Below are 11944 nucleotides of genomic sequence, written 5' to 3' on the forward strand. Positions count from 1 at the left end.
TGTTTTAAAGTCAGTGGGCTTCGGCGGCGCCGTCTACCGGCGGCACCGGGGGCGGGGGACCGGCGTCCCGCGCGCGGGCCCCCGGCCCTCGGCCGGAGCCGGAACGACCCGCGCGGCGCGGGTGCGCTGGGTCAGGGCGACGCAGAGCAGGACCAGCAGCGCGGCGGCGATGGCGGCGATGGCGGTGATGGCGGTGATGGCGGTGATGGCGACCGTGGCAGCCGCCGAACACGTCGTCGTCTTCCCCGGGCAGCCCTGGCACGCCGCCGAGCCGCCGGCCGCATTCCTGCGCCTGACCTACGCCGCCGCCGGCGCCGCGCAGCTCGACGAGGGCGTACGCCGGCTGGCCCGGGTCCTGGCGGCCGTCGGCCGCCGCGGGTAGCCCGCGCACCGAAGGCCACCTCCCGTCCCAGGGAAGGTGGCCTTCGGTGCGCGGGCGATGGAACCCGGTTGTTACCTACTGACCTTCGCGGTCTCCTTCGACGTCGCCGTGCCGGGCTGGAGGTCCGAGCGGGTCGCCGTCACCCGCACGGAGAGCCGGTACCCGACGTCGGCGGCCCGCGGCACGTAGGACTTACCCGTGGCCCCGGCGATGACCTTGCCGCCGCGCAGCCACTGGTAGGAGAACGTCAGCTTCTTCTGGTCCCACGTCCCCGGGCTGGCCGAGAGGGTCTTGCCGACCTTGGCCGTCCCGCTGATCGACGGGAGCTTCGTGGCCTTGGCCGGGTCGCCCAGCGCGGGCACCTTGAGGGCCCGCTCGCGGCTGACGTTGCCGGCCACGTCGTACGCCCGGTACCGGATCACGTGCGCGCAGCTGTCGATCCGCGCCGGGGCCAGGTAGGGCTGCCAGGCGCCCTTGTCGATCCGGTACTCGATACGCGCCACTCCGGAGTCGACGTCGCTGGCGTTGACCACGAACTTGCGCTCGACCAGGTACGCCTGCACGGTCGGCACGGTCTCGTCCACCTTGACCGGCAGGGACCACGCGTCGCTCCAGAAGAGGTTGACACCCTGGGCCCGGTAGTCGATGCGGTGGCTGCCCGCCGGCAGGTCCACCGGCTCACGGTACGGGAACCAGCCACCGCCGTCGATCTGGTACTCGACCAGCTTCACGCCGGAGCCCGCGGTGATGGTCAGGGCGGCGTCCGCGCCGTACCACCCATCGGCCCCCGCGTCGGAGACCGTGGCCTGTGGCTGCCCGCCCTCGTAGCGCAACGGGTCGACGCTGCCCAGCGTCGGCACGACCTTCTTGATCGTGCCGTCCGCGTTGAAGTACAGCCGGTCGATCGTGGTCTCCCGGTGCGTGCCGTCGCCGCCGGGGATCCCGAACCGGTGGTACGCGATGTACCACTCGTCGGTGCCCGGCACCTGGAGGATCGAGTGGTGGCCGGTGCCGAGGATGCCCTGGCTCGGGTCCTTGGTGAGGATCTCCCCCTTGGCGGTGAACGGCCCCACCGGGCTGGTGCCGGTGCCGTAGCCGACGCGGTAGTTCTCGCTGCCCGTGTCGTCGATCGACCAGGACAGGTAGTAGGTCCCGGCGCGCTTGTGCATGAACAGGCCCTCGCGGAAGTCCGTGAGGCCGGTCAGCCGCACCCGCTTGGCGACGTCGTAGGAGACCATGTCGTCGTTGAGCGGGACCACGTACGGGGTGCCGTTGCCCCAGTAGAGGTAGCTCTGCCCGTCGTCGTCGGTGAAGACCGCCGGGTCGATCTGCTGGGCGTTGTTGTAGTCGGCCTTGCTCACCAGCGGCTTGCCGATGGGGTCGACGAACGGCCCGAGCGGCGAGTCGGCGACGGCGACGCCGATGTTCTGCTGTGCCGAGAAGTAGAAGTAGTACTTGCCGTTCTTCTCGATCGCGGCGGGCGCCCAGGCGTTGCTGTCGGCCCAGGTGATGTCCGGCCCGAGGTCGAGGATCGTGTCGTGCTCGGTCCAGTCGACCAGGTCACGGCTCGACCAGACCGTGAACTTCGAGCTGCCCCAGCCTGGGAAGCCGTCGGTGGTGGCGTAGATGTAGTAGGTCTCGCCGAACCGCACGATGTTCGGGTCGGCGTTGAACCCGGGCAGCACCGGCGAGCGCATCTGCACCGCCCGCACGGTCCACTCGCGGGTCGCCCCGGCCGCGCTGGTCACGGTCAGCGTCACCGGCTGCGAGTAGTCCCGCGCGCCGCTGGGCGTGACGGTCGAGGTGGGCGCGACCACGTACGTCGGGGCGAGGGTGGTCACGTCGGTGCCCGGCCTGACCGGCAGCGTGATGGTGCTGCTGGCGGCGTCGACGATCGCGGGGACCTTGAGGCTGTCGAGTTCGACCGCCACGACGCTGGTGCCGTTGGCGCCGAGCCCGGCGACCTCGGCGTCGGTGAGCGCCCGGTTGTAGAGGGAGAAGTCGCGCACCCGACCCTTGAGGTACTTGTCGGAGGCGTACTGGGAGCGGCCGATGTAGTTGGCCGTGGTCCGGCCACCGCCGATGTCACCGGGGCGGTTTGTCAGCCCGGTCTTCTCGGCGACCCGCACCCCGTCCAGGTAGATCCGGGCGGTGCCGGCCGAGTCCAGGGTGTACGTGAGGGTCTTCCACACGCCCCGGGGCACGGCGCTGCCACCGTTGACCGTCTGCTCGCCGGTCCAGTTACCGAGGCTGATCGAGGTCCGGTAGTTGTTGCCGCTGGTGAAGAGGTAACCGTTGCCCACGCCACCGGAGTCGGTGTTGCCCAGCCCCCAGATGAAGTACGGCGTGGCCTGGTCGGTGGCCATGTTCACGTCCATCGACACGGTGATCTCGTCGAGGCCGGCCATGATGTTGTCGGGCAGGGCGACGTGACCGTTGGTCCCGCCGAGGGCGAGGCTGCCGCCGCCCCAACTGGCGTCGCCGGCGAGCTTCGCGTCGTAGCCGTTGCCGGAGTCGTCGGTGACGGTGGCGCCGGTGGCCTGGTCGAGGGCGTAGTGGGCGACGACGCCGTCGGCGTTGGCGCGCACCGGCGGCGGCGCGTCGTTGAGGGCGTCGAGCTCCTTCTTCGTGACCGGGATGACGGTGCCGTGCCGCGGGCTGGCGGGCAGATCGTAGGAGGCCGGCACCTTCCAGTCCGGGTTCTCCAGGTCGTTGGTGCCCAGCGGGATGTAGCCCCGGCCGCCGTACTCGTCGACGAACAGGTAGTAGTCCGAGCCGGAGGTGTCGCCCGGGTTGGCCTTGAAGACCGTGGGTCCCTCGACGGCGGAGGTGCCGGCGTCGCGGCCGATGCAGGAGTCGAGCACGGTCCAGGCGGGATTGCCGGGCAGGTCGACGGCGGTCAGCGAGGGCGACTTCTCCTGGATGATGTCGGAGCAGCCGGTGCCACCGCCGCCCTCGTCCTTGGTGAACCGGTAGTAGGTGTCGCCCTCCCGGATGACCGTGGAGTCGATGCGCGAGTCGCCCGGGTCCTGCCAGATCGTCGGCTCGCTGAAGGTGACGAAGTCCCGCGTCGTCGCGGCCAGCATCCGGTTGTACGTGTTGCCGGTGTGGTTCGGGTCGTTCTCGGCGTAGAGCTTCGATGCCCAGAAGACGAGGTACTCACCGCGGGCGGCGTCCCAGTAGGCCTCGGGTGCCCAGGTGTTGCCGGCGGTGGGCGGGGAGATCGGGATGTGCCGCTGTTCCGACCAGTTCACCAGGTCGGTGGACTCCCAGACCTCCAGATACCGGCTGCCCTGGCGCTGTGCGACGTCCCAGTTGCCGTTGCGACCGATGGACAGGTCGGTGGCGATGAGGAAGAAGCGGTCCCCCTCGGGGCTGCGGATCAGGAACGGGTCGCGCAGGCCCAGGGTGCCGAACGTCGACTCCAGCTTCGGCTGGCCGCCGTTGACCTCGGTCCACCGCAGGGCGTTGTTGCCCTGGCTGGCCGCGAAGTAGATCTTCTCCCCGGCGATGGAGTTGCCGGTGAAGTAGCTGAAGGCGTAGCCGGCGTACGGAGCGGCCTCGGGCAGCTCGCGGACGGTCAGCTCGATGGCCCGCTCGGCGGTGGCCGTGCCGACGGTGACGGTGGCGGTCACGGTGACCTTCACGTCGCCCGCCCCGTGCGCGGGGCGCTGCACGACGCCGTCGGCGCTGACGACCGCCGGCTGGGCGGAGCGCCAGGCGACGGTCGCGCCGTTGATCCCGGTGGTCGGCATGGTCAGGTTGCCACGTACGTCGCCCGCGTTCACCAGCGACAGGGCGGCGGCCGCCGCCTCGGCCCGCGTCTGGTCGTTCTCGTTGGGCAGCACGGTGGCGGTGAACGCCCTGGTGTCGCTGCTGGTGCCCCGGCTGACGGTGGCGGTGAGGGTGACCGTGGCGGGTCCGTCGGCGGGGGCGGGGCGGGTCACCTCGCCGGTCGCGCCGATGGTGCCCGGGGCGCTGGAGGACCAGGCGATCGCCGACCCGTACGTGCCGGTGGTGGGCAGGGTGAGCTTCCCGGTCACGGCCGAGAGGTCGCCCAGGTCGAGGGCGGTGGTGTCGGCGGCGACGCGGGTGGAGTCGGGCAGCGCGATGGTCGCCACCTCGTCGGCGGCGAGGGCCCGGTCGTAGATGCGGAAGTTCGCCACCCGGCCCTTGAGGAGCCGGTCGGCGGCGTAGTTGGACCGACCGAGGTTGTTGTTGGTCGTCGTGCCGTTGCCGACGGCGCTGGGCAGCACCGTGACGCCGGTGTTCTGCGCGACCTGCACGCCGTCCTCGTAGAGGGTGCCGGTGGTCCCGGTCTGCGTGTAGGTGACGGACTTCCACACGCCCCGGGCGAGGTTCGCGCCCTTGCCGGTCACCTTCTCACCGGACCAGTTGGTGGTGGTGATGGCGGTGCGGAAGGCGTCGCCGCTGGTGAACAGGTAGCCGGTGCCGGAGTTCGAGGTCGCCGGGTTGCCGAGGCCCCAGATGAAGTACGGGGTCTGCTGCGTGGGGTCGACGAGCACGTCGACGGCGACGGTGATCGACGACAGCCCGGCCATGATGTTGTCGGGCAGCTTGACGTGGTCGTCGACGCCGTCGAGGACGAGACCGCCCTGGCCGGTCCAGGTGCCGCCGCCGGCGAGCGTGCCGTCGTTGCCGTGGCCGGAGCTGTCGGTGACGGTCGTGCCGGTGGTCTGCGTCAGGTCGTAGCGCACCAGCAGGCCGTCGGTCACGTCGGCCGCGGCGGCCGGCGCGGCGGTGGCGGGCAGCAGCCCGGCGACCAGGGCGAGGAGCACCCCGGCGACGAGCGGCCGGGCGCGGCGCCGGGAGAGGATCGGGGAGAAGGTTCGCGTTTCCGGGGGAGCTGCTTCGCGCATGGGGTTCCCTCGTGGTGGCGGGGGTGTGAGCGTTAACAAGCCCGAATTCTCTGCGCTACAAAACCCCCGAGTCAAGGGTCCCACCAGGAACAACGCTGGGTATGTGCGCGCTAACAGGATCGCTGCGCCCCGGACAGGGGGCAACCACCGGCCCGGTGCCCGCGCGCCTTTCGGGCCAGCCGGCACCGTGAAGGACCGACGCGGCCCTCGCGGTGCGCCGGGTGCGGGCGTGCGGTCAGTCCTTCCGGCCGCCGCTGCTCGCGCGCACGACGAGCTGCGGCGCGACCTGCGGGTGCGGGGCCCGCCCCGCCGGGCCGTCGGCGTCGAACAGCTCCAGCAGGGCCGCCACGCATCGCCGGCCGACCTCGTCGAAGTCCTGCCGGACGGTGGTCAGCGGCGGCGAGAGGTATTCAGCCTCGGGAATGTCGTCGAATCCGACCACGCTGACGTCCTCCGGGACCCGCACGCCGCCCTGGTGCAGGGCCCGCAGCAGGCCGAGCGCCTGGTGGTCGTTGGCGCAGAACACGGCGGTCACGTCCGGGCGGCCGACCAGCGACTGCCCGATCTCGTAGCCCGCGCGGGGGCTCCAGTCACCGACGAGGACCGGGGGGACGGACCGGCCGGCCCGCTCCAGCGCCAACCGCCACCCGTCGACGCGGTCGCGGGCCTCCAGCCAGTCCCGGGGACCGGCGATGTGCCACACCGCCTCGTGCCCGAGGGAGAGCAGGTGTTCGACGGCCAGCCGGGCCCCGGCGACCTGGTCGACGGAGATGCTCGGCAGGTCACCGGCACCGCCACTCGACTCGACCACCACGGCGGGCACGCCGGTGGGCAGGCCGTGCACGGCCACCGCCGCCGTCATCATCGGGGCGATGACGACCACCCCCGCCACCGACTGCTCGGTGAGGGCGTCGATGGCGGACCTCATCCCGGCCCGGTCGAGCTGCTCCAGGGTGACGATGCTGATGCCGTACCCCGCGGCGCGGGCGGCGCGCTCGATGCCGAGCAGGGTCGCCGCCGGGCCGTAGAGGATGGTGTCGAAGCTGACCACGCCGATGACCCGGGAGCGCCGCCCGGCCAACCCCCGGGCCAGGGCGTTGGGCCGGTAGTTGAGCTGGTGCACCGCGCGCATCACCCGCTCGCGGGTCTCCTGCCGGACGCTGGGGTGGTTGTTGAGCACCCGCGACACCGTCTGGTGCGAGACTCCGGCGAGCCGGGCGACGTCGTTCATCACCGCCGCACGCGCGGCCGGCTGCTGACCCATGGCAACTCCCCCTCGTGGCCATCGTAGCCCGCCGTGATCAACAGGGCGGACGGTGAGGCTCGCTGCGCGGACGGTGTGCCCGGTGTGCTCCCCCGTCCGGGAACACGCCGGGCACCCTGTCGGACGGCCGACCGGCCCGGGCCTTCTAGAAGCCCCGGGCCAACCGGTAGTAGGCCTGGTTCCACCGCAACTCGTTCGCCAACCGACGGGTGGTCGTGTCCGCGTCGATGACGACCAACTCGGTGGCGACCATCTCGGCCAGGTCGTGCAGTTCCTCCACCCCGACCGCCTGCGACAGCACCGTGTGGTGTGGCGCGCCGGCCGTGAGCCACGCCTCCGCCGAGCCGGCCAGGTCCGGCCGGGGCCGCCACACCGCCCGGGCCACGGGCAGCTTCGGCAGCGGCTGCGGCGGGACGATCACGTCGATCTCGTTGGCCACCAGCCGGAACCGCTCCCCCATGTCGGCCAGCCCCAACACCACGGCGGGCCCCGCCTGGGCGTCGAACACCAGGCGCACCGGGTCCTCGCGCCCGCCGATGCCCAGCGGATGGATCTCCACGGCGGGCGTGTCGGCGGCGATGGTCGGGCAGACCTCCAGCATGTGCGCGCCGAGGACCACCTCCTGCCCCGGCGTGAGGTCGTAGGTGTAGTCCTCCATGAACGACGTGCCGCCGCTGGTGCCCACCGCCATCGCCTTGAGCGTGCGCACCAGCACCGAGGTCTTCCAGTCGCCCTCGCCGCCGAAGCCGTAGCCGTCGGCCATCAGCCGCTGCACCGCGATCCCGGGGAGCTGCCGCAGTCCGCCGAGGTCCTCGAAGTTGGTGGTGAACGCGCGGAACCCGCCGGCGTCGAGGAAGTCGCGCAGCCCCGCCTCGATCCGGGCGGCGTAACGCAGGGAGTCGTGCCGCTCGCCGCCGGCGCGCAGCTCGGCGACGAGCCGGTAGCTGTCGTCGTACTCCTTGACCAGCTCGTCGATGCGCGCGTCCGCCACCGCGTCCACGGCCGCCACCAGGTCGTTCACCCCGTACGTGTTGACCGAGACGCCGAAGCGCAGCTCCGCCTCGACCTTGTCACCCTCGGTCACCGCCACGTCGCGCATGTTGTCGCCGAAGCGGGCCAGCCGCAGCGACCGCATCTCCGCGTGCCCGATCGCCGCCCGGGTCCACGCCGCGATGCGGGCGGTGACGCTCGGGTTGCTGACGTGCCCCGCCACGGTCTTGCGGGCCACCCCCAGCCGGGTCTGGACGAACCCGAACTCCCGGTCGCCGTGGGCGGCCTGGTTGAGGTTCATGAAGTCCATGTCGATCTCGGACCAGGGCAGCGCCACGTTGGCCTGCGTGTGCAGGTGCAGCAGCGGGGTGCGCAGCGCGTCCAGGCCGGTGATCCACATCTTGGCCGGGGAGAAGGTGTGCATCCAGGCGATCACCCCGACCGCGCCCTGGACGGCGGCGTCGCGGCAGACGGCCAGGATGTCGGCGCTGGAGGTGAGCACCGGCTTCCAGACCACCCGGGCGGGAATGGCCGGGTCGGCGTCGAGCTGCGCCGCGATCTGCCGAGACTGGTCGGCCACCTGACGCAGGGTCTCCGGGCCGTACAGGCCCTGGCTGCCGGTGAGGAACCAGACCTCGGCGGCCGGGGATGGGTTCGTCATGGGGTTGCCTTCCGGTGTACTGGGGTGGTCACTTCTTGCGGATGCCGACGAGGCGCTGGAGGAGGATGAACGCGAACAGCAGGCCACCGATCACGATCTTGGTCCACCAGGAGCTGAGGCTGCCGTCGAAGGTGATCAGCGTCTGGATCACCCCCAGCACCAGGACCCCCAGCACGGTGCCGAACACGTAGCCGGAGCCGCCGGTGAGCAGGGTCCCGCCGATGACGACGGCGGCGATCGTGTCCAACTCCATGCCGACGGCGATCAGCGGAGCGCCCGAGAGCGTGTAGAAGGACAGCAGGATGCCGCCGATGGCCGCGCAGAGCCCGCTGATCGTGTAGACGGCGATCTTCGTACGCCCCACGGGCAGGCCCATCAGCAGCGCCGACTGCTGGTTACCGCCGATGGCGTACACGTTGCGGCCCAGCCGGGTGTAGGCCAGCGTGTACGCCGCGACCGCCACCACCGCGAGGGCCACCAGGACGCTCACGGTCACGAAGTTCTCGCCGATGCGGATGCGCTCCTGCGCCGCCGAGGTCCAGAACCCGTCGGTGATCGGGATGGAGGTCGAGCTGATCCAGGTGCACATGCCCCGGGCGAAGAACATGCCGGCCAGGGTGACGATGAACGGCTGGATGTCGAAGAAGTGGATGACGCAGCCCATCGCGAACCCGAGGGTCGGGCCGATGAGCAGCGCGATCAGCAGCACCAGCGCGGGGTGCACGCCGTCGCCGAGCAGCGACGCCGACACCATCGCGGTCATCGCCACCACCGAGCCGACCGACAGGTCGATGCCGCCGGTCAGGATGACGAAGGTCATGCCGACCGCGACGACGAGCAGGAAGCCGTTGTCGATGAAGATGTTGAAGACGACCTGGATGTTGGAGAAGGCGCGGTACTGCGAGACGCCGATGCCGTACATCACCAGCAGCAGGGCCAGGGTGGCCAGCACCGGCACCTGCCGCTGCGGCACCCGCCACCAGGCCCGTGGGCCTCGCGCGGCCAGTGGGGTCGTGGTCATGCCGGAACCTGCTCCTTCTGCTTCTCGACCGGCGCCGCCGGGGGCGCCGTCGGCGCCTGCCGACGCCGGAACCGGGCACGGAACGCCGGCGCCTGGATGAGGCAGACCGCGATCACCACGACCGCCTTGAACAGCAGGGCGGTCTGCGGGTCGATGTTCATGGCGTACACCGAGGTGGTGAGGGTCTGGATGATCAGCGCGCCGACGATGGTGCCGCTGAGGTAGAACCGGCCGCCGGCCAGCGACGTGCCGCCGATGACCACGGCGAGGATCGCGTCGAGCTCGACCCAGAGGCCGACGGCGTTGCCGTCGGCGCTGGAGACGTTCGCGGTCATCATGAACCCGGCGACGGCGGCACAGGCGGCGCTCACCACGTACACCAGGAAGGTGATCCGCCGGGACCGCACGCCCGCGAGGCGGCTGGCCTCGGCGTTGCCGCCGACCGCCTCGATGATCATGCCGAGGGCGGTGCGGCGGGTCAGCACCGCCACGACCAGGGTCACCGCGAGGGCGATGACGATGGCGAACGGCAGGGTGAGCAGGTGCCCGACCCCGATCGTCTTGTACGGCTCGCTGTTGATCGTGATGATCTGCCCGGAGGTGATCAGCTGGGCCAGCCCTCGGCCGGCGACCATCAGGATCAGCGTGGCGATGATCGGTTGGATTCCTATCCCGGCGACCAGGATCCCGTTCCACGCGCCGAGCAGCAGGGCGACGCCGAACGCGACAGCCACCGCGGTGAGCACCGCGCCGAGGTTGTTCTGGTCGGGCTGCTCGCTGATGTAGAGGCAGGCTATCGCGCCGCTGACGGCCGCGACGGAGCCCACGGACAGGTCGATGCCACCGGTGGCGATCACCAGGGACATGCCCAGCGCGACCAGGATGAGCGGGGCGCTGAGCCGGACGATGTCGATGAGGCTGCCGTAGAGGTGGCCGTTCTTCAGCTCGACCGACAGGAAGCTCGGCCGGTAGACGGTGTTCGCCGCCAGCAGCACCACCAGGACGACCAGGGGCCAGAACAGCCGGTGGCCGGTGACGCCCGCGAGGCGGGTACGCGCTGTGCTCATACCTTCTCCAGCCCTTCCTGCGCCGCGCCGCTGGCGATGGCCCCCATCACGCGGTCGGCGTCGAGGGTGTCGTCGTTGTCGAGCTGGGCGACCAGCCGTCGGTCGCGCATCACGACGACCTTGTGGCTGAGCCGCAACACCTCCTCCAGCTCGGCGGAGATGAACAGCACCGCCATCCCGCCGTCGGAGAGCTGCGCCACCAGGCGCTGGATCTCGGTCTTCGCGCCGATGTCGATGCCCCGGGTCGGCTCGTCCAGGATCAGCAGCCGCGGCTCGGTGATCAACCACCGGGCGAGCAGCACCTTCTGCTGGTTGCCGCCGGAGAGGTTGCGCACCGGCATGTCGGGGTCGGCGGGCCGGATGCTCAGCGTCTTGATGTAGCGCTCGACCAGCTCGTCCTGCCTGCGCCGGGGCACCGGCCGCAGCCAGCCACGGGCGGCCTGCATGGCCAGGATGATGTTCTCCCGCACCGACAGCTCGCCCACGAGGCCCTCGGTGCGGCGGTTCTCGGAGCAGAAGGCGACGCCCCGGTCGATCGCGGCCACCGGGTTGCGGATCGCGGCGGGCGTGCCGTCAACGGCGAGCCGACCCTGGTCGGCCCGGTCCGCGCCGAAGAACAGCCGGGCGACCTCCGTACGCCCCGACCCGAGCAGCCCGGCCAGCCCGACGACCTCGCCGGCGTGGATGGTGAGGCTGAACGGCGCGACCGAGCCGGTGCGGCCCAGCCCGTCCGCCGCCACGAAGGGCTCCCCCGCCGTGACCGCCGCGCGGTCCCGACCGGCCTCGGAGTCGAGGCGCTCCAGCGCGTCGAGCTCGTGGCCGATCATCTTCTCCACGAGGGCGATCTGCGGCAGCTCGGCCGTCGGATACTCGCCGACGAGGCGGCCGTTGCGCAGCACGGTGATGCGGTCGGCGATGCCGTACACCTGGTCGAGGAAGTGGGTGACGAAGACGATCGCGATGCCGTCGTCGCGCAGCTGGCGCATGATCCGCAACAGCTGGGCCACCTCGTCGGCGTCGAGGCTGGAGGTGGGCTCGTCGAGGATCAGCACCCGGGCGTTCACGTCGATGGCTCGGGCGATGGCCACCATCTGCTGCACCGCGAGGGAATAGCTGCCGAGCAGTTCGGTGACGTCGATGCGCAGGTCGATGCGGGCCAGCAGTTCCTGGGCCCGGCGGCGCATCTCGCGCCAGTTGACGGCCCCGAGCCGGCGCGGCTCCCGGCCGATGAAGATGTTCTCCGCCACCGACAGGTTCGGCAGGAGGTTGACCTCCTGGTAGACGGTGCTCACCCCGGCCGCGGTGGCCTGCATCGGCCCGGCGAAGGAGACCTGCTGACCGTCGAGGGTGATCGTGCCGGCGTCCGTGCCGTAGACGCCGGTCAGCACCTTGATGAGGGTGGACTTTCCGGCGCCGTTCTCGCCCATCAGGGCGTGGACCTCACCGGGGAAGAGGCGGAAGTCGACGCCGTCGAGGGCGCGTACTCCCGGGAAGATCTTGCTGATCGCGGTCATCGTCAGGACCGGATGCCTCTGCGACATCCCACCAGGCCTTTCGTGTGTCGCGGAAGCGAGCGGCGGGGGCCGCCCCCCCCGGGCGGGGGGCCCCACCCGGGACTCGATGCGGGGGGGGGGGGCGGGCGGGTGCAGGGCCGGGGTGTATGTGGGGTGCTGGGGGTC

At 71.3% G+C, this 11944-nt stretch carries 7 protein-coding genes; 1 reads left to right on the forward strand and 6 read right to left on the reverse strand.

Features of this window, described 5'->3' with window-relative positions; translation table 11 throughout:
- The first annotated feature begins 121 nt into the window (after positions 1–121).
- Positions 122–382, forward strand: a complete 261-nt coding sequence (locus tag ACFT41_RS08785) for a hypothetical protein (protein WP_377613771.1) — start codon at positions 122–124, stop codon at positions 380–382.
- 71 nt (positions 383–453) lie between these two features.
- Here ACFT41_RS08785 and ACFT41_RS08790 read toward each other — a convergent pair whose 3' ends face one another.
- The 6 genes from ACFT41_RS08790 to ACFT41_RS08815 all read right to left on the reverse strand — a co-directional run bounded on the left by ACFT41_RS08790 (position 454) and on the right by ACFT41_RS08815 (position 11806).
- A complete protein-coding gene (locus ACFT41_RS08790) occupies positions 454–5262 on the reverse strand; it encodes a family 43 glycosylhydrolase (protein WP_377588528.1) in 4809 nt (1602 codons plus the stop codon).
- Between the two features lie 235 nt (positions 5263–5497).
- Positions 5498–6526, reverse strand: a complete 1029-nt coding sequence (locus ACFT41_RS08795; protein ID WP_377588529.1) for a LacI family DNA-binding transcriptional regulator — start codon at positions 6524–6526, stop codon at positions 5498–5500.
- A gap of 145 nt (positions 6527–6671) precedes the next feature.
- On the reverse strand, positions 6672–8177 hold the full coding sequence (gene araA, locus ACFT41_RS08800; RefSeq protein ID WP_377588530.1) for an L-arabinose isomerase: 1506 nt from the start codon (positions 8175–8177) through the stop codon (positions 6672–6674).
- 28 nt (positions 8178–8205) lie between these two features.
- Positions 8206–9198 carry a galactofuranose ABC transporter, permease protein YjfF gene (gene yjfF / locus ACFT41_RS08805; RefSeq protein ID WP_377588531.1) on the reverse strand — a complete coding sequence of 331 codons (993 nt, stop codon included), beginning with the start codon at positions 9196–9198 and terminating at the stop codon, positions 8206–8208.
- On the reverse strand, positions 9195–10265 hold the full coding sequence (locus ACFT41_RS08810) for an ABC transporter permease (RefSeq protein ID WP_377588532.1): 1071 nt from the start codon (positions 10263–10265) through the stop codon (positions 9195–9197). The genes yjfF and ACFT41_RS08810 overlap by 4 nt, the downstream gene beginning before the upstream one ends.
- Complete coding sequence (locus ACFT41_RS08815) at positions 10262–11806, reverse strand: sugar ABC transporter ATP-binding protein (RefSeq protein WP_377588533.1); 1545 nt, start codon at positions 11804–11806, stop codon at positions 10262–10264. Before ACFT41_RS08815 ends, ACFT41_RS08810 begins: the two co-directional genes overlap by 4 nt.
- Positions 11807–11944: the final 138 nt, after the last annotated feature.

The organism is Micromonospora sp. NPDC057141 (assembly GCF_042670805.1).
Lineage (GTDB): Bacteria > Actinomycetota > Actinomycetes > Mycobacteriales > Micromonosporaceae > Micromonospora.